Below are 23,484 nucleotides of genomic sequence, written 5' to 3'. Positions count from 1 at the left end.
CACCCAACCCCCCCCCCCCCCCCCCCCCCCCCCCCCCCCCCCCTGCCCCCCCCCCCCCCCCCCCCCCCCCCCCCCCCCCCCCCCCCTCCGCCCCCCCCCCCCCCCCCCCCCCCCCCCCCCCCCCCACTCCCGACGGCTAGGGCAGGGACAGCAGCTCGGTGCTGGCGAAGTTGCGCTCCGGGTCGCGCTCCGCGAAGTAGGCGCCGACGGTGCCGGCCAGCTCGTCCTCCGTCCACAGCGGACCGCCGGTGTCGAAGCGCTGCTCGACGACGGGCGCCGCCATCAGCGCGATCATCCCGCTGTGCACCACGAAGACCTGGCCGTTGATCGCCTGCGCGGCCGGACCGGCCAGATAGGCGACCAGCGGCGCGACGTGATCGGTGGACAGCGGGTCGACGCCGGTTTCCGGTGCCGGGCCGAAGACTTCCTCCGTCATCGCCGTCCGCGCCCGCGGGCAGATGGCGTTCGCCCGCACACCCATCCGCCCCAACGCCCGCGCCGTGGACACGGTCAGCGCCGCGATGCCCGCCTTGGCCGCCGCGTAGTTCGGCTGCCCCGCGGAGCCGAGCAGGAACGCCTCCGAAGCGGTGTTGATCACGCTGCCGTAGGTCGATCCGGTCTGCTTGTACTCGTCCCGCCAGTGCGCGGCGGCGTTGCGGGACAACAGGAAGTGGCCGCGCAGGTGGACGCGGATCACGTCGTCCCACTCCTGCTCGGTCATCTTGAACAACATCCGGTCCCGCAACACGCCGGCGTTGTTCACCACCACGTGCAAGCCGCCGAAGCGCTGCACCGCGGTGTCGACCAGCTCGCGCGCTACGGCGCTGTCGGAGATGTCCCCGGCGACCGCCACAGCCTTGACGCCGAGATCCTCGATCTCGGCCACCACCGCCGCCGCGCCGCCGGAAACGTCGTTGACCACGATGTTCGCACCGGCGCGAGCCAGGGCCAGCGCCTCCGCGCGACCGAGCCCCGCACCCGCTCCGGTGACGATCGCGACTTTCCCGTCCAAACTCACCGCGCCTCCCGGCTCAGTCGCAGGTCACGATCTGGCGAACCATTTCGCTTCCCCTTGAGCACCGCTGCCTCCACCGGTTGGTCACCTCACCGAGATCGCCCGCGCTGTTATCCAAGACACAGTAGAACGTGTTCTCACTTGCAATCAAGAGCCGGGGAGCAGATCGGGGAATATTCGCCCAATGCACTGGTATCTGCTGTTGCAACCAGTTCTACCGATTCGCGAGAACCGGCCGTCCGGGCCACCTCGATCAGCCATCCAGCCCGCACAACGAGCCACCCGGCCCCCGGTGACTGCTCCATTCGGGGACCGATCCGAACGCCGCGCCTCCATAGAACCGGTTTTCACGGCGACGCGCGACGCGGCGCCCGCGAAAAATCACTCGTGGCAGTGCGATGTATCGACCGCCTCGCCACATCCGGACTATGGTTGGTGAAACATGTTCCACACGCTCTCCCGTCGATGCAGGAGGGATGCATGCGCATCGCCTACACGCCCGAGCAGGAGCAGCTGCGCAAGGAGCTGCGCCGCTACTTCGGCAAGCTCATGACACCGGAGCTCCGCGACGAACTGACCGCGCACGGCGACTACGGCGACGGCGCGGCCTACAAGCAGCTGGTCCGGCAGATGGGCGCGGACGGCTGGCTCGCGCTGGGCTGGCCGGAGGAGTACGGCGGGCAGAACCGGAGCATGCTGGACCAGCTGATCTTCACCGACGAGGCGGCGATCGCCGGCGCCCCGGTGCCGTTCCTGACGCTCAACAGCATCGCGCCGACCATCATGCGCTTCGGCACCCCGGAGCAGAAGGCGCACTACCTGCCGAAGATCGCGGGCGGCGAGATCCACTTCGCGATCGGCTACTCCGAGCCGGAGGCGGGCACCGACCTCGCCTCGCTTCGCACCACGGCCGACCGCGACGATGCCGGATACGTGATCAACGGCCAGAAGATGTGGACCAGCCTGATCCAGTACGCGGACTACGTGTGGCTGGCCTGCCGGACCGACCGCGACGCGAAGAAGCACCGCGGCCTGAGCATCCTGATCGTGCCCACGGCCGCACCCGGCTTCTCCTGGACGCCGGTGCACACCGTCGCCGGACCGTCCACCAGCGCCACCTACTACCAGGACCTCCGCGTGCCCACCTCCGCGCTGGTGGGCGCCGAGAACGAGGGCTGGCCGCTGATCACCAACCAGCTCAACCACGAGCGCGTCGCGCTCACCTCCCCCGCCCCGCTGCGGCTCGCGCTGGACGAGGTGCAGGAGTGGGCGCGGGAAACGCGGCTCACCGACGGGCGCCGGGTGCTGGACCAGGAGTGGGTGCGGCGGCACCTGGCGCGCGTGCACGCCGGGGCGGAGTTCCTCAAGCTGGTCAACTGGAAGATCGCCACGACCGCGGAGCAGCAGCCCGCGCCGGCCACGGCGTCGGCGACCAAGGTGTACGGCACGGAGTTCGCCACCGAGGCCTACCGCCTGCTGATGGAGGTGCTGGGCAGCGCCGCGTACGTGCGGCAGGGCTCCCGGGGCGCGGCGCTGCGCGGCCGGATCGAACGGATGCACCGCTCGTCGCTGATCCTGACCTTCGGCGGCGGGACCAACGAGGTGCAGCGGGACATCGTCGCCGCGGTGGGCCTCGGCCTGCCCCCGGCGAAGCGCTGACCGGCCGGCCACCGCGGTCGGCCCCGCGACCACCGCAGTGGCTGCGAGACCTCGACGACAGGACTTCTAGGGAGAGTTCATGGACTTCTCGTGCACCGAGGCGCAGCTCGATCTGGGCGGGCTGGCCAGGGAGATCCTCGACGATCGCGTGACGAACGAGCGCCTGCGCGAGGTCGAGCGCGAGCCAGACCGGTTCGACCGTTCACTGTGGACGGATCTGGCCCGGGCGGAGGTGCTGTCGGCGGCCTTGCCGGGTTCCGTCGGCGGCGGCGGTTTCGGGCTGCTGGAGCAGTGCTCCGTGCTGATCGAGCTGGGACGCGCGGTCGCCCCGGTGCCCTACCTCGCCTCGATCACCACGGCCACGGCGGCGCTGGCCCGCTTCGGCGACCCCGATCAGCAGCAGCGCTGGGGCGTCCCGGCGGCGAAGGGCGAGCTGGTGCTGACCGCCGCGCTCACCGAGGAGCACAACCCCGACCCGCGCCGTCCCGCCTGCCGCGCCGAGCGCTCCGGCGACGGCTGGGTGCTCACCGGCACCAAGACCACGGTCCCGGCCGGCGCGGTCGCCGATCTCGTGCTGGTTCCCGCGTCCACATCGGACGGACCGAGGATCTTCCTCGTCGAACCGGCGCAACTGTCGGTGGAACGGCAGCGCATCGTGGACGCCGACAGCGAAGCGTGGCTGGAGCTCGACGGCGTGCGGGTCGGCGACGACCGGGTGCTGGGCGAGGCGTCCCTGGAATGGCTGCTCACCCGCGCGACCATCGGCACCTGCGCGCACCAGGTCGGCGTCCTCGAGCGGGCGCTGGAGCTGACCGCCGAGTACGCCCGCGAACGCGTGCAGTTCGGACGGCCGATCGGCAGCTTCCAGGCCGTCGCGCAGCGGCTGGCCGACGCGTTCATCGACGTGGAGGCCGCGCGGCTGACGCTGTGGCAGGCGGCGTGGCGGGTCGACGAGGGGCTGCCGTGCGCGACCGAGGTGGCCACCGCGAAGTTCTGGGCGGCCGACGCCGGGCACCGGGTGGCCCACACCGCGGTCCACGTGCACGGCGGCGTCGGCATCGACGTCGACCACCCGCTGCACCGCTACTTCGTCGCGGCCAAGCGCAACGAGTTCTCCTTCGGCGGCGCGGCCGACCAGCTGGGCCGGCTCGGCGACGCCCTGGCGGTCTGACATGACGCCGACGGTGACCGACCTCCTGCTCGCCCGCGCCGACGACGACAGCTGCGGGCTGCGGTTCGAGGACCGCGTCTGGACGTGGTCGGCGAAGGTGCGCGCCTGCGCCCAGTACGCCTCGCTGCTGGAATCCCTGCGCCGCCCCGGCCCCTTCCACGTCGGTGTCCTGCTCGGCAACGTCCCGGAGTTCGCGTTCCTGCTCGGCGGCGCCGCCCTGTCCGGCGCGGTGGTCGTGGGCCTGAACCCGACGCGGCGCGGGGCGGCGCTGGCGCGCGATGTCCGGCTGGCGGACTGCCAGCTGGTCGTCACCGACAGCGCGCACGCGGAACTGCTGGCCGGCCTCGACCTCGGGGCGGCGGAGCTGCTGGTCATCGACGAGCCGCGGTGGCCGGCGCTGCTCGTCGAGCACGCCGGCAGCGCGGTCGATCCCGTGCCCGCGACGCCCGATGACCTGCTCGTGCTGGTGTTCACCTCCGGCACCGGCGGCGAGCCGAAGGCGGTCCGCTGCACGCACGGCAAGATCGCCGCGCCCGGCCGGATGCTGGCCGACCGGTTCGGCCTGACCGGCGACGACGTGACCTACGTGTCGATGCCGCTGTTCCACTCCAACGCCCTGATGGCGGGCTGGGCGGTCGGGCTGGCCGCCGGGGCGGGAATCGCGCTGCGCAGCCGCTTCTCCGCCTCCGGCTTCCTGCCCGACGTGCGGCGCTTCGGCGCGACCTACGCCAACTACGTCGGCAAACCGCTCTCGCACATCCTGGCCACGCCGGAACGACCGGACGACGCCGAGAATCCGCTGCGCGTGGTGTACGGCAACGAGGGCAACGAACGGGACCTGGCGCGGTTCGGCGAGCGGTTCGGCTGCCGCGTCGTCGACGGTTTCGGTTCCTCGGAGGGCGGCGTCGCGGTGGCCCGCACGCCCGACACGCCTCCCGGCGCGCTGGGCAGGCTCCCCGACGGCGTCGCGGTGCTCCACCCGGACACCGGGAAACCCTGTGCCCGCGCGGAATTCTCCGCCGACGGCCGCCTGCTCAATCCCGGTGAGGCGATCGGCGAGCTGGTCAACACCGCCGGTTCGGGCTGGTTCGCGGGCTACTACAACGCCCCGGAGGCCGACGCGGAGCGGATGCGCGACGGCATGTACTGGAGCGGCGACCTCGCCTACCTGGACGCGGACGGCTTCTGCCACTTCGCGGGCCGTTCGGCCGACTGGCTGCGGGTGGACGGCGAGAACCTCGGCACCGCGCCGATCGAGCGAATCCTGTTGCGCCACTCCGAGATCACCGAGGCCGCGGTGTACGGCATCCCGGATCCGCAGGTGGGCGACCAGGTGATGGCCGCGCTGGTCGCGACGCCGGGGTTCGACCCCGCGACCCTCCACGACTTCCTCGCCGCCCAATCCGATCTCGGCCCCAAGCAGTGGCCCCGCTACGTCCGGCTCGCGGCGGAACTCCCCCGCACCGCGACCTTCAAGGTCGTCAAGCGCCAGCTGGCCGCGGAGGGCCGCGAAACCGCGGATCCGATCTGGCACCGCTCGACCACCCGCTACTCCCCGGTGCCCGATCAGGCCAGGTAGCCGCCGTCGACGTCGAGGACCGCGCCGGTGATGAACGACGCGCCGGGCCCGGCCAGGAACGCGATGGCCGCCGCGACTTCCGCCGGCCTCCCGAACCGGCCCAACGCGTTCGCCGAGCGCTGGACGTCGGCGAACGGCCACGACCACGGCTTCGACGAGACCGGCCACCTGCCCCTGATCGGCCCGGTACGCGGCGGCCCCGTCGAGCTCCGCCACCACTTCCTCGGCGCGGTCGCCGGACGTGGCGTAGCTGATCGCCACCGTCGCACCGTCGGCCGCCAGTGCCCGGGTGGTCGCCGCCCCGATACCCGCGACGACCTTCGCGAACTCGCCGTTGCGGTAACGCTTCGACAACCGTCCCATCCGCGCCACAGCCCCTCGTCTAGCCGGAAGCCAACGGCGAAGGTTGCGATGCGTCCGCGAGGACCGGGACCGCAGATCTACTCATTTCCCGTCGAGGTCCGGGTCACAACGGCGAGCCCACGGCCGTCCGTGAGGGTGATCACATCGGAGCGGGAAATTCTCGCGCGGTGTCAACCCGAATCGTTCTAGCCGAGTAGAGGGATCATGACGTTGTGGAGCTGCTGTCGGTTAAGCGTGCACAGTGTAATTTTGGGTTCGGTATGGTGTTTGCGTGAATTTGACGGAGTGGGTGCGCGCGGGGATCAGTCCTCATCCGGCGTATCACTGGTTCCGTCAGGACACGTCGCCGGTACCGGGTCACCGCGTGGTTCGGGTCGAATCCCGAGATCGGTTCGGGGATGAACTGCGAACGGGCTCGCAAGGTACCGGAGGAGGCGACCGGCATGGCTGAGGGTCCACTTCGCTCGATTGACGCGCCGTTCGTCGCTGTTCGCCCTTCTGGTGTGGCAGTACGTGACCGGCTCAAGCACCTCACACCGCAGGATGAGAAGGTGTTGCGCCTGGTGGGCGGGCATCTTGGGTCGCTGGCCTCGCGTGATCTCAAAGCGCGGTGCGCGGACGGGTTGAAACATTCCACTGACACCTGGGCGGGCAGGAAGCGTGAGCTGACCGCGGTGTCCTCAGCACGGTGGGCAGGCAGCATCACGAAGGCCACCCATGATCAGTGGGCTCTTGCGCGGCGCTGCCAGTTCGCGCATATCACGTCTCTTGAAGCGGGCATCCGCACCATTGCGCACCGTCTTTCCCTGCCCCTAGGGCAGAAGGGCACGAAACGGTCGCCGGGCGGATACCGCAGCAGGCAGGAATGGCATGTGAAGAAGCGGCGTCTGCATGTGCTGCAGTACCGCCTCGCCGCACAGCAGGCCGACCGCAATGCCGGAAAAGTTCATGTGGTGCGGGGAGGGAAAAAACTCGCCCGCAACCGGCACAACCTTCAGGCAGCCCAGCTGACCGAGCTGCAGTGGCGGGAACGCTGGGAAGCCGCACGCTGGTTTCTTCAAGCCGACGGGGAGAGCGGAAAGCGGCACGGAAACGAAACGATCCGCGTCACCCCCGAAGGCGAAGTCAGCATCAAACTTCCCGCGCCGCTGGCCGAGTACGCCAACGCCCGGCATGGCCGGTACGTGCTGTCCTGCAGGGTACGGTTCGCGCACCGGAGTCGGGAGTGGGTCGACCGGGTCGAGACGAACCGGAGCGTGGCCTACCGCATCCACTACGATACCCAGCGCGGGCGTTGGTACATCACCGCATCCTGGCACTATCAGCCCACCCCGACGACCCCGCTGCATACGGCGCTGGTCGACGGTGTGGTCGGTGTGGACACCAACGCGGATCATCTCGCCGCGTGGCGACTCGATGAACATGGCAACCCGATCGGCCACCCTCGCCGCTTCCACTTCGATCTCGCCGGTACCGCCGATCACCGTGATGCCCAGGTGCGGCATGCCCTCACCCAGCTGCTGCACTGGGCCCGCATGTGCAGTGTTCGCGCTATCGCCATCGAAGACCTCGACTTCACCGCGGAGAAGACCCGCGAAAAACACGGCCGCCGCAGGCGGTTCCGGCAACTGATCTCCAGCATGCCCACCGGCAGACTCCGCGCCCGCCTCATCTCGATGGCCGACCAGAGGGGCATCTCGATCATCGCAGTTGACCCAGCCTACACCTCGAAATGGGGCGCCCAGCACTGGCAAAAGCCCCTCACCAACAACAACCGCAAGGTCACCTGTCACGACGCTGCGGCCGTGGCAATTGGACGACGCGCTCTCGGACATCCGATCCGGCGACGGACGGCACCTCCCCGCACCCACCAGAGCGATGGATGCGGGCATCGGACCGTCCAGGCCCGACCGGGCGCCCCAGAACGTGAGGAACCCCGACCCCGCAACCCCGGACCACGCACAGGATGCGCCGGTGCCGGACGCGGCGAGAACACGGGAGCCCAGTGTGCCCAACACCGTTCGGGGCACACGGCTGAGCCCGTACAACTCATGCTCAGTCTCTAGAAACGGTTATGCGAGTCTTGACGGTCGAAGAGTTCGAGGAGTTCTACGCGCTGTCGGCCAGGCGGCTGATCGGTCAGCTGTGCCTGGTCACCGGTGATGTCCACGAAGCCCAGGACGTGGTGCACGAGGCATTCGCGCGGGCGTGGGCGCACCGGAGCGCGCTGCTCCACGACGGCGCGCCGGAGGCGTGGGTGCGCGTCACCGCCACCCGGGTGGCCATCAGCCGGTGGCACCGCGCCAAGCGCGCGACGCAGGCGTGGGCCCGGCTCGCCGGCCAGCGCCCGGCCGTCGTGGACGAGCCGGACCCGGGAGGGCTCCTCACGCTGTCCGCGATCCTGCGGCAGCTACCGCCGAGGCAGCGGCTCGTGATGGCGCTGCACTACGTCTGCGACCTGTCCGTCGCGCAGATCGCCGAGGAGGCCGGGATGTCCACCGGAACCGTGAAGACCCACCTGGCACGGGGCAGGGCCGCGGTGGCGGCGCGGATGGGCGACATGTTGCGCGCGGAGGACCACGGTGCCTGACCACCACTTCGAGCCCGCCGAGGCGGCGGACGACCAGGTGCGCGCGGCACTCCGCCGCGCCGCCGCCGAGGCCGAGCGGCACGCGTCGCCGCTGCCCGCCGGCGAGATCACCAAGCGCGGCGGGCGGCGGCTGCTGCGCCAGCAGATCGCCGCCGGGGCCACCGGCGCGGCCGCCGTGGTGGCGATAGCCGTCGCGGTCACGGTGACGACCGACGGCCGCGAGCAGCAGCCCGTGGTTCCCGCCGGTCCGGCTCCGACGCTCACCACGTCCGCCGCGACGTCGGTCGTCCCGTCCTCGTCCGCCTCGATCTCGCCCAGCACGTCCAGCATCCCGATCACGACGGAGTCCCGATGAGCGCCACCACCGCCGTTCCCACCACCGCCGCGGCCCGCAGCCACCGCGCGGTGTCGAACCAGGTGGTCCTGTTCCTGCTGTGGGCGGCGTTCTTCGGCTGCTACGCCTGGATCTCGTTGTCCCGCTACAACAGCTACGGCTCGATGTCGTTCGACCTGGGCATCTTCGAACAGGTCGTGCGCTCCTACGCCGAGGGCCGGGCGCCGGTCGCGGACCTGCTGGGCCCCGGATTCGTGATCTTCGGCGACCACTTCAGCCCCGTGCTGGTCCTGCTCGCGCCGCTGTACTACCTGGTCCCCTCCGCCCAGACGTTACTCGTCACGCAGGCGGCCCTGTTCGCGCTCTCGGTCGTGCCGGTCACCCGCGCCGCCACCCGCCTGCTCGGCCGCACCCGGGGGTGGACCGTGGGCGTCGCCTACGGCCTGTCCTGGGGCGTGCAGCGGGCCGTCGACTTCGACTTCCACGAGATCTGCTTCGCCGTCCCGCTCATCGCCTTCGCCCTGGAGGCGATGCTGGCGCAGCGGTGGTGGCGCGCGCTCGCGCTCACCGCGCCGCTCGTGCTGGTCAAGGACGATCTCGCCCTCACCGCGGCGGCGATGGCGCTGGTGCTGGCCTGGTGCGCCAGGCACGACAAGCGGTTCGCCCGGGTCGCCGTGGCGAGCGCCGTTCTGTTCGGCGTCATCTGGGCCTGCGTCACGCTGCTGGTCATCCCGTCGTTCAGCCCGACGGGTGCGTACCGGTACTGGGACAAGATCTCCGGCGACACCCCCTTCCCCGCCTCGCTGCTGGAGGGCTTGGGCGAGAAGTTCAGCACCACGCTGTGGCTCCTGATCCCGACGACGGGCCTGATCGCGCTCCGCTCGCCGGTGCTGCTGGTCATCCTCCCGACGCTCGGCTGGCGGTTCGCGTCCGTCGAGGAGCACTACTGGAGCACGGACTGGCACTACAACGCCGTGCTGATGCCGATCGTCGCGCTCGCGATGGTCGACGCGATCGCCCGGCTGCGCGAGACGCATCCGTCCTGGTTGCGGGGCTACGCCTCGCACCTGCCGGGGCTGGTCCTGGCGGCGGCGGTCGCGCTCAGCGTCATGCTGCCGGTCGGGCAGCTGACCAAGAGCAACGACGAGCGCTTCGACCAGGATCCGGTCGCCGCGGAGAGCGTGCTGGACCAGATCCCGGACGGCGCCACGGTCCTGGCCAACAGCGCCACGATCGCGCACCTCACCGACCGCTGCCGGGTCTTCTTCCCCGGCAACACCGAGGGTTTCGTGCCGGACTACGTCGCCGTCTACGAGCCGGACAAAACGGCCGAGGAGATGCGCGACTACGCCGAGGAATACGGCGGGGCCAGCTTCCACATCCTGTCGGAGTACGACGGATTCTGGGCGCTGCGCCGCGATTCCTGAGGCTCAGCGGAGTTTGTTGAGGGCTGCGATCGTTTCGTCCAGTTCGGCGAGGAGGTCCGCGATGACGTCGGCGACCGGGCGGATCTTGTTCATCCGGCCGACGATCTGGCCCACCGGCATCGAGACCACGCCCGGATCGCCGGAGCGCATGATGCGCTGGTGGGCCTCGCTGACCAGGATGTTCTGCAGCGGCATCGGCAACGGTTCGGGGGCGTCGTCGGCCGCCCACGAGTCCGTCCAGCGGGTCTTGAGCAGCCGGGCCGGTTTCCCGGTGTAGATCCGGGAGCGCACGGTGTCGCTGGAGCCCGCCGCCAGCAGCGCCTGCTGCGTCGCCGTGTTGCCCGGCATCTGCTGGTATTCGCTGGTCGTCAGCCAGTACGAGCCCAGCCACGCGCCGCCGGCCCCGAGCGCGAGCGCCGCCGCGATCTGCCGACCGGACCCGATGCCCCCGGCCGCCAGCACCGGCGCCCGGTCGCCGACCGCGTCGACGATCTCCGGCACCAGCACCATCGTGGCGATCTCGCCGGTGTGCCCGCCGGCCTCGTGCCCTTGTGCCACGACGATGTCCACGCCGTTGTCGACGTGGCGACGGGCGTGCTCGGCCTTCCCGGCCAGCGCGGCGACCAGCACGTCGTGCTCGTGGGCCTGCCGGATGACGTCCACCGGCGGCGAGCCGAGGGCGTTGGCGATCAGCCGGATGGGATGCCGCAGCGCAACGTCCACATGGGACCGCGCGACCGAGTGCAGCCAGCCGAGCACGCCGTCCGCCTGCTGCTCGCCATCGGCGAGCTCCGGCACGCCGAGGTCCGCCAGCGTCCGCTGCACGAACTCCCGGTGCTCCGGCGGGATCAGGGCCTGCAGGTCGACGGCCGCGCCCTCGGTGGGGATCTTCGCGGGCATCACGACGTCCACGCCGTAGGGCCTGCCGTCGGTGTTGTCGTCCATCCAGTCCAGCACGGCGTCCAGCTCGTCGGCGTCGTTGAACCGGACGCAGCCGAGCACGCCCAGCCCACCGGCCCGGCTGATCGCGGCCGCAACGTGCTCGGAAGGCGTGAAGCCGACGATCGGATGCTCGATACCCAGGGTGTCACAGATCTTCGTTCGCATAGCAGATCTCGTTTCCAGGCTCATTTTGCGTGGCGGTGCGGGTAGCGGAACCTCAGACGCCGCCTGGACTGTGGGAGCCCCGACTTACGTATGACCAATACGCGGCATCGGGGCTGTCCTCGCCAGACGACATCTGAGAACCCGCGGCGGTGCGAGGTGCGAGGGTGGGCTAAGCGGCTGGCGCCGCTTCAAGAACAAGGGAAAGTCAAGTTCAACTGCCCTCAGCTCGGTTCGGTGGCCGTCTCGCGCCGCGACGGCTTGTGCACGTCGGCCGGCTCGTGCGTCTCGGTGTGCCGCTTCGCCCAGGTGTAGTCGGGCTTCCCGCTGGGCGAGCGGGTGACCTGGTCCACCAGCCACAGGCTGCGCGGCACCTTGTACCCCGCGATCCACTCCCGGACGTGCGCGTCGAGATCCGCGAGCCCCGGCGTCGCGCCGGCCCTCGGCTGGACCACGGCCGCGACCCGCTGGCCGAGCCGCTCGTCGGGCACCCCGACGACCAGCGCGTCGAACACGTCGGGATGCGACTTGAGCGCGGCCTCGACCTCCTCCGGGAAGACCTTCTCGCCGCCGGTGTTGATCGACACCGAGCCGCGTCCCAGCATCGTCACGGTGCCGTCGTCCTCGATCCGCGCGTAGTCGCCCGGGACGACGTAGCGGGTGCCGTCGATCTCGACGAACACCGACCGCGACTTCTCCTCGTCCTTGTAGTAGCCGAGCGGCACGTGCCCGCTGCGCGCCAGCCACCCGATCTCGCCGGGATCCGCGAAGCTCCCGTCGTCCCTGATCACCGTGGTGTCGGCATCGGCGTTGACCCGCGGGCCACCGGTCTGCGCGCTGTCGCGCCCGATGACGCCGATGCCGCTGAACCCGGTCTCCGAGGAGCCGATCGAGTCGGTGATCACCACGTTGGGCAGCGCGTCGAGGTATTGGCGCTGCACCGATGGCGAGAACAGCGCGGCGCTGCTGGAGATCGCCACCAGCGACGAGGCGTCGTAGCTGCCCTCGTGGAATGCCTCGATGAGCGGCCGGGCCATCGCATCGCCCACGATCGCCAGCACGTTGACCCGCTCCCGCTCGACCGCCCGCCACACCTCGTGCGCGTCGAACTGCGGCACGAAGACCACTGCGCTGCAAGCGAAGAGGTTGCCGAAGCTGGCCCACTGGGCGGCCCCGTGGATGAACGGGGCGGCGGGCAGCCGGATCAGGCCGCCGCTCTCGGCGCCGGCGCGGGCCTGCTGCCACTCGTCGCGCATCGCCTCGCCGGTCATGAAGTCGATGCCGCCGCCGAGCACCCGCCAGACGTCCTCGTGGCGCCACATCACGCCCTTCGGCATGCCCGTGGTGCCGCCGGTGTAGAGCAGGTAGAGGTCGTCGGCGCTGCGTTCCGGGAAGTCCCGCTCGCCGGACCGGCCGGCCAGCACCGACTCGTACTCGATGCCGCCGTACCCCGCGTAGTCGGCGTCGCTGCCGTCCTCGATGACGAGAACCTCGCGCAGATCCGGGAAATCCGGCCGGACCTTGGCCACGTTGTCGCTGTAGCGGCGCTCGTGCACCAGGGCGGCGAGGTCGGCGTTGCCGAAGATGTAGCGCAGTTCGTTCGGCACGTAGCGGAAGTTGATGTTGATGGGCACCGCGCGGATCTTGTAGGCCGCGAGCATGGTTTCCAGTGCCTCGATGGAATTCCGGGAGTAGACCCCGATGTGGGAGCCCGGCCCGAGGCCGCGGGCCGTGAGGTGGTGCGCGAGCCGGTTGGCCCGCCGGTCCAGCTGCGCGAAGGTCAGCCGCCGCTCGCCGCAGACCACGGCGACGCGATCTGGCATCAGATCGACGGCGTGCTCGAAAAGATCTGCGATGTTGTATGCCACCCCAGAGAAAGTAGAACGTGTTATCGTTCCGGACAAGAACCCGAAAAGCCGAATCGATGTCACGTTCCGCAGCCGGGACACCCGCTCGCGGAGCGTGATCCGGCTTGCCGTCCGGCAGGTTCCTCCTGCGGCCGAACGGGTGATCCGGCGAGCCCATTCCCAACACCGACCGGAAAGGTTCCCATGACGTCGACAACCGAGGTCGTCGAGCAACCCCACTGCCTGGTCGAGCGGCGCGGCGCGGTGCTCGTGGTGACGATGAACCGGCCCGAGGTCCGCAACGCCCTGTCCGGGCCGATGCTGGAGATCATGCGGCAGGCCTGGGACGAGGTGGACGGCGACGACGACATCCGGGCGTGCGTGCTGACCGGCGCGGGCGGCGCGTTCTGCGCCGGCGCCGACCTGAAGGCGATGACGCAGGCGCATCCCGGCGACACCGCCCGCGGCATGGACATGTCCGTGATCGAACCGCTGCTCAAGGGCCGGCGGCTGACCAAGCCGCTGATCGCGGCGGTGGAAGGGCCCGCGGTGGCGGGCGGCACGGAAATCCTGCAGGCCACCGACATCCGGGTGGCGGGCGAGAGCGCGCGGTTCGGGGTGTCGGAGGCGCGCTGGGGCCTGTTCCCGCTGGGCGGCTCGGCGGTCCGCCTGCCGCGCCAGATCCCGTACACGGTCGCGGCGGACATCCTCCTGACCGGCAGGCACGTCTTCGCGCCCGAAGCCAGGGAACTGGGCCTGATCGGCCACGTCGTCCCGGACGGCCAGGCCCTCGGCAAGGCCCTGGAACTGGCCGACCTCGTCACCGCCAACGGCCCGCTCGCGGTGCAGGCGATCCTCCGCACGATGCGGGAAACCGAAGGCATGCCGGAGAACGAGGCGTTCCAGGTGGACGCCCGCCTAGGCATGGCGGTCTTCGGCAGCGAGGACGCCAAGGAAGGCCCCAGGGCCTTCGCGGAGAAGCGCAAGCCCCAGTTCCGCGGCCGCTGACACCCAAAGCCGACCCCCGGCAGGGAAGTCCCAATTTTGCCTAAAATTGGGACTTCCCAAAGCGCCCACACCGGAACCAGGCCCAGCAGGGCCTCCCAATTTTGCCTAAAATTGGAGCTCGTGCGTCCAGGGACTCGTCTCGCAGGTCACGGTGCGGTGCATCTCCTTCGACAGCGTCAGATCGCGCGGTCGCGGTCGGTCCAGTAGGGCTCCCGGAGCTTTCGCTTGTAGAGCTTTCCGTTGGGGTCCCGGGGAAGTTCCGCGACGAAGTCGATGCTGCGCGGGATCTTGAACTTCGCCAGCCGGTCTCGGGCGAAGGCGATCAGGTCCGCCGCCAGCTCCTCCCCCGGCTCGACGCCGTCGGCCGGCTGCACGACGGCCTTGACCTCCTCGCCCCAGTCCGCGTGCGGCACGCCGAACACCGCCACGTCCGCGACCTCCGGGTGCACCGACAGGGCGTTCTCGATCTCCGCCGGGTAGATGTTCACCCCACCCGAGATGATCATGTCGCTCTTGCGGTCGCACAGGTACAGGTAGCCGTCCTCGTCGAGGTAGCCGACGTCGCCCATGGTGAACAGGTCGCCCATCCGCGCCTGCTCCGTCTTCTGCGCGTCCCGGTGGTACTCGAAGCTGGAGCCGCCCATCCGCATGTAGACGGTGCCGATCTCGCCGGCCGGCAGCTCCGCGCCGTCGTCGCCGAGCACCTTGACCGTCGAGCCCGGCCACGCCTTGCCGACCGAACCCGGCTTGTCCAGCCACTCCGACGCGGTGATCGAGGTGCCGCCGCCCTCGGTCGCCGCGTAGTACTCCACCACCACCGGTCCCCACCACTCCAGCATCGCCCGCTTGACCTCGGGCGGGCACGGCGCGGCCCCGTGGATCGCCGCGCGCAGCGACGAGACGTCGTGGCGCGCGCGGACTTCCGGTGGCAGCGCCAGCAGCCGGTGGAACTGGGTCGGCACCATGTGCGTGTGGGTGACGCGGTGCAGTTCGATCAGCCGCAACATCTCCGCCGGGTCCCAGCGGTCCATCAGCACCGCCGTGTGTCCGAATTGGACGGAGTGGCTGACGAAGTTGAGCACCGCGGTGTGGTACAGCGGCGAGCCGCACAGGTGCACGTGGTCGTCGAACGGCTGCAGGCCGAAGATGCCGAAGAACCACTTCGCCGCGGCCGGAACCTCGTCCGGGTCCGCCCCGGTCAGCGGGCGCCGAACGCCCTTGGGGCGACCGGTGGTTCCCGAGGTGTACAGCATGGGCGAGCCCATCGTCCGCGCCTCCGGGCGCTTCGGTGGCTCCTGCGCGCCGAGCCCGGAAAGGGCCTGGAATCCCGGGATCTCGCCGACCGCGAAGCGGGCCGACGCGGGAAGCCCGCTGCGCGCGGCGGCATCCGCGGCCGTCTCGGCGAACCGCTCGTGCGCCACGAAGGCCTTCGCCCCGCTGTCCTCGATCAGGTAGGCGACTTCGGCGCCGACGAGGTGCCAGTTCACCGTCACCGCGTAGAGCCCGCATTGCAGCGCCGCGAAGTACGCGGCGAGCAGGTCTTCGCCATTGGGCAGCATCAGCACGATGCTGTCGCCGGCCTCGAGGCCCATGCTCTGCAGGCCGCGCCCGTAGCGGTCCGCGGCGGCGGCGAGTTCGGCGTAGCCGACCGCTCTTCCGTCCGGTGCGATCACGGCCGTCCGGTTCGGTTGTTGCTCGGCGATCTTCCACAGCCCGATGTCGGACACGGCGGACTCCTGTCGACGATGACGCGGGATTCGGAGTACTGAGCAGGGCGCGGCGGTGGGCGAGGAGTCATGAGTGCTGAGCCGGTTCTTACCGGGTTCCGCACTCACGACATCACGAGCCGACCCGCGCGACCTACAAACTAGAACCCGTTACAGATCTTCGGCAAGCCCCAGCGCGTCCGCGACGCCGCGCAGGTGCCCGGTCTCGCGGCAGCCGACCAGCAACGTGTCCACCCCGGCCCGCTCCCACTCCCGCACCCGGCTGCGCACCGCAGCGGCGTCGCCGATGATCGCGATGTCATCGACCATCTCGTCCGGCACCGCCGCGACCGCCTCCTCGCGCCGCCCGGCCGCGAACAGCCGCTCCACGTCGTCGACGGCGGCCCCGTAGTCCATCCGCCGGAACAGCTCGGCGTGGAAGTTCATGCCCGGCGCGCCCATCCCGCCGATGTAGAGGGCCAGCGAGGGCTTCAGCCGCGCCCGCTCCGCCGCCGGGTCGTCGGTGACGACCACCTGGCAGCTGGCCGCGATCTCGAACTCCTCGCGGCTGCGACGTGCGCCCGGCCTGGCGAATCCCTCGGCCAGCCAGTCCTCGTACGTCGCGGCGATGCGCGGCGAGTAGTACACCGCCAGCCACCCGTCGGCGATCTCGGCGGTCTGCGCGACGTTGCGCGGCCCCTCGGCGCCCAGCCAGATCGGCAGGTCGGCGCGCAGCGGATGGGTGATCGGGCGCAGCGGCTTGCCGAGGCCGAGCGAGCCAGGCCCGTCGTAGGGCAACGGGTGGTGCGGGCCGGCGTTGCGCACCGGCGCCTCGCGGGCCAGCACCTGCCGCACGATCGAGACGTATTCCCGCGTTCTGGCAAGGGGTTTCGCGAACGGCGTGCCGTACCAGCCTTCGACGACCTGGGGGCCGGACACGCCGAGCCCCAGCACGCAGCGGCCGCCGGAAAGGTGGTCCAGCGTCAGCGCGTGCATCGCGCACGAGGCCGGCGAGCGGGCGGAGAGCTGCGCGACCGAGGTGCCCAGCCGGACCCGGCTCGTCCGCGAACCCCACCAGGCGAGCGGGGTGAACGCGTCCGACCCCCAGGACTCCGCCGCGAAGATCCCGTCGAATCCCACGCGCTCGGCTTCGAGAACGAGTTCTTCCGCATTCGACGGCGGTTGTGCACCCCAGTAGCCGAGCTGCAGCCCTATCTTCATCCGCGAACCTCCTCGTCCGGCAGCACTGCTGGCGAATCCTCCCGGGTCATCCTGCCCGGATATTGCCCCAAAATCGAGAACATGTTTCACTTCAGTGCGTGACTGGGCTCCCGGAACCACTCAGCGCCCCTCTCGAAATCAGCTTCGACTACACCCGATCCCTGGGGCCGGTGCACGGCCGGTTCGCCACCGCCCTGCGGGATCGCCGGATCGTCGGAGTCCGCGGCAGCGACGGCCGGGTGCACGTGCCGCCGGTCGAGCACGACCCGGAAACCGCCGCCGTCCTCGACGAATTCGTGCCGGTCGGCTCCCGAGGCACCGTCGTCAGCTGGACGTGGATGCCGGAGCCGATGGAGGGCCAGCCGCTCCAGCGCCCGTTCGCCTGGGCGTTCGTGCTGCTGGACGGGGCGGATACGCCGATGCTGCACGCCGTCGACGTACCAACGCCGGAGCAGATCAGCACCGGGATGCGGGTGCAGGTCCGCTGGGCCGAGGAACTCGGCAACGGCATCCGGGACATCGCCTGCTTCGAACCGGCGCACGACGTCGTGAGTGATTTGGAGCGCCATGACGATCCAAACCACTCACGACCCGAACCCGTCACCACGCTGACCTCCCCGGTGCACCTGCACTACCGGCACTCGGCGTCCCCCGAGGAGAGCCGGTACCTGCGCGGCCTCGCCGAAGGGCGGCTGCTCGGCCAGCGCTGCCCGGCGTGCGCGAAGGTCTACATCCCGCCGCGCGGCGCGTGCCCGACCGACGGGGTGCCCACCGAGGAAGAGGTCGAGCTCCCCGACACCGGGATCGTGACCACGTTCTGCATCGTCAACGTCCCGTTCCTGGGCCAGCGCATCAAGCCGCCGTACGTGTCCGCGTACGTGCTGCTCGACGGCGCCGACATCGCGTTCCTGCATCTCGTGCTCGGCTGCGCGGCCGACGAGGTCCGGATGGGGATGCGGGTGCGCGCGGTGTGGAAACCCCGCGAGGAGTGGGACCACACGCTGCAGAACATCGACCACTTCGAACCGACCGGCGAGCCCGATGCGCCGTTCGAGTCCTACGCCCAACACCTCTGAACCCTCCGGGAGTCCGCCGTGACAGACGTAGCCGTCGTCGGGTTCGCGCAGGCACCGAACGTGCGCGCCACCCGGGGCACCACCAACGGCGTCGAGATGCTGGTACCGATCTTCCGCGAAGTGCTGGCCGAAACCGGGCTCGCCAAGGAGGACATCGGGTTCTGGTGCTCGGGGTCGTCGGACTACCTCGCGGGCCGGGCGTTCTCGTTCATCGCGGCGGTCGACGCCATCGGCGCGTTCCCGCCGATCAACGAGTCGCACGTGGAGATGGACGCGGCGTGGGCGCTCTACGAGGCGTGGGTGAAGATCCGCACCGGCGAGGTCGACACGGCGCTGGTCTACGGCTTCGGCAAGTCCTCGGCGGGCGACCTGCGCCGGACCCTCGCGCTGCAGCTCGATCCCTACTCGGTCGCGCCGCTGTGGCCGGACTCGGTGAGCATCGCCGGGCTGCAGGCCCGGCTCGGCCTGGACGCCGGCGACTGGACCGAGCGCGACATGGCGGCCGTGGCCGCTCGAAGTCGTGCCGCCGCAACGGAAAACCCCAGAGCACAGGTGTCCGGATCGGTCGAGGCCGAGGATCTGCTCGGCGCGCCCTACCTCGCCGATCCGCTCCGCGCGCACGACTGCGCGCCGATCTCCGACGGCGCCGCCGTCGTCGTCCTGGCGAGCGCGGACCGGGCCCGGGAGATCCGCGAAAGGCCCGCCTGGATAACCGGTTTGGAGCACCGCGTCGAGTCGGGCAGCCTCGGCTCCCGCGACCTGCGCCGATCGGCTTCGACCACCGCCGCGGCGCGTGCCGCCGGGGCCGACGGCATCGAAGTCGCGGAACTGCACGCGCCGTTCACCCACCAGGAAATCCTGCTGCGCCGGGCGATCGGGCTCGACGACTCGGTCGCGATCAACCCCTCCGGCGGCGCGCTCTGCGGCAATCCGATGTTCGCGGCCGGCCTGGCCCGCATCGGCGAGGCCGCGGCGCGCGTGATGGACGGGCGGGCCGGGCGGGTGCTGGCGCACGCGACCAGCGGCCCGGCGCTGCAGCAGAACCTGGTCTGCGTGATGGAGGGAAGGTCCTGATGGGCAAGCGGTCGGCGGCGGTCCTCGGGACCGGCCAGACGCACCACACCAGCAAGCGGCTGGACGTCTCGATCGCCGGGCTGTGCCGGGAGGCCGCGGAGCGGGCGCTGGCCGATGCGGGCCTGGACTGGCCGGACATCGACGCCGTCGTGGTCGGCAAGGCGCCCGACCTGTTCGAGGGCGTGATGATGCCGGAGCTGCATCTCGCCGATTCCCTCGGCGCCACCGGCAAACCGCTGCTGCGGGTGCACACCGCCGGATCGGTCGGCGGCTCGACCGGCAACGTCGCGGCCAGCCTCGTGCACGGCGGCGTGCACCGCCGGGTGCTCGCGGTGGCGTTCGAGAAGCAGTCCGAGTCGAACGCGATGTGGGCGCTGTCGATCGTGCCGCCGTTCACCATGCCGGTCGGCGCGGGCGCGGGCGGCTACTTCGCCCCGCACGTCCGCTCCTACATCCGCCGCTCCGGGGCGCCCGGGCACATCGGCGCCATGGTCGCGGTGAAGGACCGGCGCAACGGCGCCCGGAACCCGTACGCGCACCTCAAGCAGGACGACATCACGCTGGAATCGGTGCTGGCCTCGCAGGTGCTGTGGGATCCGATCCGCTACGACGAGACCTGCCCGTCCTCCGACGGCGCGTGCGCCGTGATCATCGGCGACGAACCGGCGGGCGGCCCGGCCGCGTGGATCCACGCCACCGCGATGCGCACCGAGCCGACCACCTTCGCCGGGCGCGACCAGGTGAACCCCCAGGCCGGGCGGGACGCGGCCGCGGCGCTGTGGAAGCAGGCGGGCATCACCGATCCGCTGTCCGAAGTGGACGCCGCGGAGATCTACGTGCCGTTCTCCTGGTTCGAGCCGATGTGGCTGGAGAACCTCGGCTTCGCGGCCGCCGGTGAGGGCTGGAAGCTCACCGAGGCCGGGGAAACCGCGCTGGGCGGCCGGCTGCCGGTCAACCCGTCCGGCGGCGTGCTGTCGTCGAACCCGATCGGCGCGTCCGGGCTGCTGCGGTTCGCCGAGGCGGCGATGCAGGTGACCGGCAAGGCGGGCGAGCACCAGGTGGACGGCGCCCGCACCGCGCTCGGCCACGCCTACGGCGGTGGCTCCCAGTACTTCTCGATGTGGGTCGTCGGAGCCCAGAAACCGGGGGAACGATGAAGTTCACGCTGTCCGTCGCGATGAGCCCGCTCGACCAGCTCACCGAGCTGGCCCGCACCGCCGAGGAATGCGGCTTCGACTCGGTCGCCCTGCCGGATTCGCTGTTCTACTCCGAACAGGTCTCGGCGGCCTACCCGTACACCCCGGACGGCTCGCGGATGTGGACCGCGGAAACGCCGTGGGCGGACCCGCTGATCGCCGCCGCGGCGATGGGCGCGGCGACCTCGCGCCTGCGGTTCTACACCTCGGTCCTCAAGCTCGGGCCGCGCAATCCGGTCCTGCTGGCGCGACAGCTGGCGTCGGTCGCGGTGCTCACCGGCGACCGCTTCGGCCTGGGCATCGGGCTCGGCTGGGCGCCGGAGGAGTTCGAGTGGTGCGGCGCCCCGTACGCGAAGCGCGGCGCGCGGGTGGACGAGGCGATCGAGGTCCTGCGGTTGATCCTCGGCGGCGGAATGGTGGAGTACCACGGCGAGTTCTTCGACTTCGACCGTCTGCAGATGAGCCCGGCACCGGCGCGCCCGGTGCCGATCTACGTTGGCGGGCACACCGATGCGGCACTGCGCCGGGCGGCCCGGGTGGGCGACGGCTGGGCATCGGCGATGATGGGCATCGACGACCTGCGCAGCACCATCGGCCGGCTCGCCGAGCTGCGCGCGGAGTGCGGGCGAGCGGGTGAGCCGTTCGAGATCCAGGCGGTCTGCGTGGACCGCTTCGGCGCCGACGGCTACCGGGAACAGGCGGAGATCGGCGTGACGGACGCGATCGTGGTCCCCTGGCTGTTCGACGGCCACGGCTTCGACGCGGACCTGAGCGCCAAGCAGGCGTCGATCGCCAAGTTCGCCGAGGAAGTCATCGGTAACGTGTGACCGCAACCCGGGCCGGGCGCTCTCGCGAAACCGAGGTTCACCAGACCAGGAGGCGGAACGTGGCCGAGGACAGCAAGGGCGTGCACTGGGCGGCGACGCGCGAGCCGCACCCGGCGCGCGAAGCGGCGCTGGCGTCGATGAGCGCGGTGGCGCGCGGCGCCAAGGACGAGTGGGTGGCGCTGTTCGCGCCGGACGGCGTCGTGGAGGACCCGGTCGGCCCGTCGATCTTCGATCCCGAAGGCCGTGGCCACCACGGCCGCGAAGGCATCGCCGCCTTCTGGGACCTGGCGATCGCCCAGGCCGACCGCATCGAGTTCCACATCGACGACTCCTTCGCGGCGGGCCGCGAAGTCGCCAACGTCGGCCGGATCACCACGTTCCTCCCGGACGGCAACGCGATGGACGCCGAAGGCGTGTTCGTCTACCACGTCGACGACGCCGGCCTGATCCGCTCGATGCGGGCGTTCTGGGAATTCGACCGCGCAATGGCCACCATCCGCCAGGCGAACTGACACCGGCCCGATTCCCGACTTCAGGGGTCGTTCCAGGATGGCCAAGGGCAAGCCCATCCCGAAGACTCCGATGCCTGACGGGATGGCGTTTTCGCGCAGTGACGACTCCCCTTCACGCGGGGCGCTGATTTCGCGCGAAATCGCCGCCCCGCGGTCCCGCCTCACACGTACCCGCGCCCAAACCGAAACGAGTCCTGCAAATCGGAAACCCGCCTCGCCGATTTCACCCGATGGGCGCAGGCCCTGACCAACTAGAGCCGGTGCCGGACTTCCCGATTTCGGCGCCGTTTCAGCAAGGGACGCGGCCCGCGTGAGGCCTGGCCGCCGGGAACGCCTGGCGGCGTTTTCGCGCGAAACCGGCGCTCCGCGTGAGGGCGGGGTGACGGTTTCGCGCGAAAACGGCGCCCCGTCAGCCACCCGGCGCCTTCGGGATGAGCCCTTCTGGAACGACCCCGTGGGCAAAATCGGGCGCTCTGAACGCGCGGCATCCCCGACCGGGTCTTCCCGGCCGGGGGTACCGCTCGGGTGATCAGGTGTACTGGACCTGGACTTCCTTGATCCCGTTGAGCCAGCCGGAGCGGAGGCGGCGCGGGTCGCCCACCCGCTTGATGTCCGGCATGTGATCCGCGATCGCGTTGAAGATCAGGTCGATCTCCAGGCGCGCCAGGTTCGCGCCGAGGCAGTAGTGCGCGCCGTTGCCGCCGAAGCCGACGTGCGGGTTCGGGTCGCGGGTGATGTCGAAGCGCTCCGGCTCGTCGAAGACGTCCGGGTCGAAGTTCGCCGAGCTGTAGAACATCCCGACCCGCTGGCCCTTCTTGATCTCCACGCCGCCGAGCTCGACGTCCGTCGTCGCGGTGCGCTGGAACGCGACCACCGGCGTCGCCCAGCGCACGATCTCGTCGGCCGCCGTCGACGGGCGCTGCTCCTTGTAGAGCTCCCACTGGTCCGGGTTGTCCATGAACGCGAGCATGCCGTGGGTGATGGCGTTGCGGGTGGTCTCGTTGCCGGCCACCGCCAGCAGGATCACGAAGAAGCCGAACTCGTCCGAGGTCAGCGCGTTGCCGTCGATGTCGGCCTGCACGAGCTTGGTCACGATGTCGTCCATCGGGCAGCCGCGGCGCTCTTCGGCCATGTTCGCGAAGTAGCCGAGCATCTCGGCGGCGGCGACCTCCGGCTGGATGTCGTACTCCGGGTCGTCGTAGCCGATCATCTGGTTCGACCAGTCGAAGATCTCCTTGCGATGCTCCTGCGGCAGCCCCAGCAGCTCCGCGATCGCCTGCAGCGGCAGCTCGCAGGCCACGTCGGTGACGAAGTCACCGGTGCCGCGCTTGCGCGCCTCCGTGGCGATGTGCTGCGCCCGGTCGCGCAGCGCGGCCTCCAGGCTGTTGATGGCCCGCGGGGTGAAGCCCCGCTGCACGATCTTGCGCAGCTTGGTGTGCTGCGGCGGATCCATGTTGATCATGATGAACCGCTGCAGCTCGATCTGCTCGCGGCTCATGCTCTCGTTGAACCGGATCACGGCGGTGTTCTCCCAGGTGGAGAAAACGTCGCTGCGCCGGGAGACCTCCTTGACGTCGGCATGCCTGCTGACCACCCAGAACCCGCCGTCGTCGAACCCGCTTCGACGGTCGGGCTGCTGGTTCCACCACACCGGCGCGGTGCGGCGGAGCTCGGCGAACTCGGCCAGCGGCAGCCGTTCGGCGAGCAGGTCGGGATCGGTGAAGTCGAAGCCCTCCGGAATGCGCGGTGCGACCACGGATACCTCCTACAGCGGC

Annotated in this window: 20 protein-coding genes; 13 read left to right on the top strand and 7 right to left on the bottom strand. The window is 70.6% G+C overall.

Annotated elements, in window-relative coordinates:
- Positions 1 to 136: 136 nt before the first annotated feature.
- On the bottom strand, positions 137 to 1,018 hold the full coding sequence (locus AC07EQ_RS18580; RefSeq protein WP_478389147.1) for a 3-oxoacyl-ACP reductase: 882 nt from the start codon (positions 1,016 to 1,018) through the stop codon (positions 137 to 139).
- 477 nt (positions 1,019 to 1,495) lie between these two features.
- Between AC07EQ_RS18580 and AC07EQ_RS18575 the strand changes: the two genes are divergently transcribed.
- The 3 genes from AC07EQ_RS18575 (at position 1,496) to AC07EQ_RS18565 (ending at position 5,424) form a co-directional block, all read left to right on the top strand.
- Positions 1,496 to 2,674: an acyl-CoA dehydrogenase family protein gene (locus AC07EQ_RS18575; RefSeq protein ID WP_478389146.1), complete on the top strand. Its 1,179-nt coding sequence runs from the start codon at positions 1,496 to 1,498 to the stop codon at positions 2,672 to 2,674.
- 79 nt (positions 2,675 to 2,753) lie between these two features.
- On the top strand, positions 2,754 to 3,845 hold the full coding sequence (locus tag AC07EQ_RS18570) for an acyl-CoA dehydrogenase family protein (protein ID WP_478389145.1): 1,092 nt from the start codon (positions 2,754 to 2,756) through the stop codon (positions 3,843 to 3,845).
- A gap of 1 nt (position 3,846) precedes the next feature.
- Positions 3,847 to 5,424, top strand: coding sequence for a long-chain-fatty-acid--CoA ligase (locus AC07EQ_RS18565; RefSeq protein ID WP_478389144.1), 1,578 nt, complete (start codon positions 3,847 to 3,849; stop codon positions 5,422 to 5,424).
- On the opposite strand, the gene AC07EQ_RS18560 is transcribed toward AC07EQ_RS18565, so the two are convergent.
- Entirely contained in the window at positions 5,412 to 5,693 is a 282-nt protein-coding gene (locus AC07EQ_RS18560) for an SDR family oxidoreductase (protein ID WP_478389143.1), read from the bottom strand. The genes AC07EQ_RS18565 and AC07EQ_RS18560 overlap by 13 nt on opposite strands.
- Before the next feature lie 537 nt (positions 5,694 to 6,230).
- On the opposite strand from AC07EQ_RS18560, the gene AC07EQ_RS18555 reads away from it, so the two are divergent.
- The 4 genes from AC07EQ_RS18555 to AC07EQ_RS18540 are packed head-to-tail and all read left to right on the top strand — an operon-like array spanning position 6,231 to position 10,138.
- Complete coding sequence (locus AC07EQ_RS18555) at positions 6,231 to 7,853, top strand: nuclease/transposase family protein (protein ID WP_478389142.1); 1,623 nt, start codon at positions 6,231 to 6,233, stop codon at positions 7,851 to 7,853.
- A gap of 8 nt (positions 7,854 to 7,861) precedes the next feature.
- Positions 7,862 to 8,377 carry a SigE family RNA polymerase sigma factor gene (locus AC07EQ_RS18550; protein WP_478389141.1) on the top strand — a complete coding sequence of 172 codons (516 nt, stop codon included), beginning with the start codon at positions 7,862 to 7,864 and terminating at the stop codon, positions 8,375 to 8,377.
- Positions 8,370 to 8,732 carry a hypothetical protein gene (locus AC07EQ_RS18545; protein ID WP_478389140.1) on the top strand — a complete coding sequence of 121 codons (363 nt, stop codon included), beginning with the start codon at positions 8,370 to 8,372 and terminating at the stop codon, positions 8,730 to 8,732. Before AC07EQ_RS18550 ends, AC07EQ_RS18545 begins: the two co-directional genes overlap by 8 nt.
- On the top strand, positions 8,729 to 10,138 hold the full coding sequence (locus AC07EQ_RS18540) for a DUF2079 domain-containing protein (protein ID WP_478389139.1): 1,410 nt from the start codon (positions 8,729 to 8,731) through the stop codon (positions 10,136 to 10,138). Before AC07EQ_RS18545 ends, AC07EQ_RS18540 begins: the two co-directional genes overlap by 4 nt.
- A 3-nt stretch (positions 10,139 to 10,141) precedes the next feature.
- Here the strand turns inward: AC07EQ_RS18540 and AC07EQ_RS18535 are convergent, their stop codons facing one another.
- Both AC07EQ_RS18535 and AC07EQ_RS18530 read right to left on the bottom strand, forming a co-directional pair.
- Entirely contained in the window at positions 10,142 to 11,245 is a 1,104-nt protein-coding gene (locus AC07EQ_RS18535; protein WP_478389138.1) for an NAD(P)H-dependent flavin oxidoreductase, read from the bottom strand.
- A 221-nt stretch (positions 11,246 to 11,466) separates the two neighbouring features.
- On the bottom strand, positions 11,467 to 13,110 hold the full coding sequence (locus tag AC07EQ_RS18530) for an acyl-CoA synthetase (RefSeq protein ID WP_478389137.1): 1,644 nt from the start codon (positions 13,108 to 13,110) through the stop codon (positions 11,467 to 11,469).
- 183 nt (positions 13,111 to 13,293) lie between these two features.
- On the opposite strand from AC07EQ_RS18530, the gene AC07EQ_RS18525 reads away from it, so the two are divergent.
- Entirely contained in the window at positions 13,294 to 14,097 is an 804-nt protein-coding gene (locus AC07EQ_RS18525) for a crotonase/enoyl-CoA hydratase family protein (protein WP_478389136.1), read from the top strand.
- A 176-nt stretch (positions 14,098 to 14,273) separates the two neighbouring features.
- Here AC07EQ_RS18525 and AC07EQ_RS18520 read toward each other — a convergent pair whose 3' ends face one another.
- The gene (locus tag AC07EQ_RS18520; RefSeq protein ID WP_478389135.1) at positions 14,274 to 15,824 is read right to left on the bottom strand and encodes an acyl-CoA synthetase; all 1,551 of its coding nucleotides are present in this window, start codon (positions 15,822 to 15,824) and stop codon (positions 14,274 to 14,276) included.
- Between the two features lie 150 nt (positions 15,825 to 15,974).
- The gene (locus AC07EQ_RS18515) at positions 15,975 to 17,024 is read right to left on the bottom strand and encodes an LLM class F420-dependent oxidoreductase (RefSeq protein WP_478389134.1); all 1,050 of its coding nucleotides are present in this window, start codon (positions 17,022 to 17,024) and stop codon (positions 15,975 to 15,977) included.
- 98 nt (positions 17,025 to 17,122) lie between these two features.
- On the opposite strand from AC07EQ_RS18515, the gene AC07EQ_RS18510 reads away from it, so the two are divergent.
- From AC07EQ_RS18510 to AC07EQ_RS18490, 5 genes are read left to right on the top strand one after another with little or no spacing between them, the layout of a single operon-like run.
- Positions 17,123 to 18,100: a Zn-ribbon domain-containing OB-fold protein gene (locus AC07EQ_RS18510; protein WP_478389133.1), complete on the top strand. Its 978-nt coding sequence runs from the start codon at positions 17,123 to 17,125 to the stop codon at positions 18,098 to 18,100.
- Positions 18,101 to 18,118: 18 nt separating this feature from the next.
- The gene (locus AC07EQ_RS18505; RefSeq protein ID WP_478389132.1) at positions 18,119 to 19,174 is read left to right on the top strand and encodes a thiolase domain-containing protein; all 1,056 of its coding nucleotides are present in this window, start codon (positions 18,119 to 18,121) and stop codon (positions 19,172 to 19,174) included.
- A complete protein-coding gene (locus AC07EQ_RS18500; protein WP_478389131.1) occupies positions 19,174 to 20,331 on the top strand; it encodes a thiolase domain-containing protein in 1,158 nt (385 codons plus the stop codon). Before AC07EQ_RS18505 ends, AC07EQ_RS18500 begins: the two co-directional genes overlap by 1 nt.
- A complete protein-coding gene (locus AC07EQ_RS18495; RefSeq protein WP_478389130.1) occupies positions 20,328 to 21,197 on the top strand; it encodes a TIGR03619 family F420-dependent LLM class oxidoreductase in 870 nt (289 codons plus the stop codon). The genes AC07EQ_RS18500 and AC07EQ_RS18495 overlap by 4 nt, the downstream gene beginning before the upstream one ends.
- A gap of 59 nt (positions 21,198 to 21,256) precedes the next feature.
- On the top strand, positions 21,257 to 21,709 hold the full coding sequence (locus AC07EQ_RS18490) for a nuclear transport factor 2 family protein (protein ID WP_478389129.1): 453 nt from the start codon (positions 21,257 to 21,259) through the stop codon (positions 21,707 to 21,709).
- Positions 21,710 to 22,238: 529 nt separating this feature from the next.
- On the opposite strand, the gene AC07EQ_RS18485 is transcribed toward AC07EQ_RS18490, so the two are convergent.
- Positions 22,239 to 23,465 (bottom strand): cytochrome P450, encoded by a 1,227-nt coding sequence (locus AC07EQ_RS18485; RefSeq protein WP_478389128.1) that lies wholly within the window; start codon positions 23,463 to 23,465, stop codon positions 22,239 to 22,241.
- Positions 23,466 to 23,484: the final 19 nt, after the last annotated feature.

It is taken from the genome of Saccharopolyspora sp. NPDC045839, assembly GCF_056431645.1.
This window is presented reverse-complemented; position numbering and strand designations above follow the sequence as displayed.

What these genes read in the sequence shown, in the direction of transcription:
- AC07EQ_RS18515 (WP_478389134.1), bottom strand. Translation starts at nt 17,024, where the DNA reads ATGAAGATAGGGCTGCAGCTCGGCTACTGGGGTGCACAACCGCCGTCG.
- AC07EQ_RS18555 (WP_478389142.1), top strand. Translation starts at nt 6,231, where the DNA reads ATGGCTGAGGGTCCACTTCGCTCGATTGACGCGCCGTTCGTCGCTGTT.
- AC07EQ_RS18570 (WP_478389145.1), top strand. Translation starts at nt 2,754, where the DNA reads ATGGACTTCTCGTGCACCGAGGCGCAGCTCGATCTGGGCGGGCTGGCC.
- AC07EQ_RS18495 (WP_478389130.1), top strand. Translation starts at nt 20,328, where the DNA reads ATGAAGTTCACGCTGTCCGTCGCGATGAGCCCGCTCGACCAGCTCACC.
- AC07EQ_RS18535 (WP_478389138.1), bottom strand. Translation starts at nt 11,245, where the DNA reads ATGCGAACGAAGATCTGTGACACCCTGGGTATCGAGCATCCGATCGTC.
- AC07EQ_RS18550 (WP_478389141.1), top strand. Translation starts at nt 7,862, where the DNA reads ATGCGAGTCTTGACGGTCGAAGAGTTCGAGGAGTTCTACGCGCTGTCG.
- AC07EQ_RS18540 (WP_478389139.1), top strand. Translation starts at nt 8,729, where the DNA reads ATGAGCGCCACCACCGCCGTTCCCACCACCGCCGCGGCCCGCAGCCAC.
- AC07EQ_RS18525 (WP_478389136.1), top strand. Translation starts at nt 13,294, where the DNA reads ATGACGTCGACAACCGAGGTCGTCGAGCAACCCCACTGCCTGGTCGAG.
- AC07EQ_RS18500 (WP_478389131.1), top strand. Translation starts at nt 19,174, where the DNA reads ATGGGCAAGCGGTCGGCGGCGGTCCTCGGGACCGGCCAGACGCACCAC.
- AC07EQ_RS18575 (WP_478389146.1), top strand. Translation starts at nt 1,496, where the DNA reads ATGCGCATCGCCTACACGCCCGAGCAGGAGCAGCTGCGCAAGGAGCTG.
- AC07EQ_RS18565 (WP_478389144.1), top strand. Translation starts at nt 3,847, where the DNA reads ATGACGCCGACGGTGACCGACCTCCTGCTCGCCCGCGCCGACGACGAC.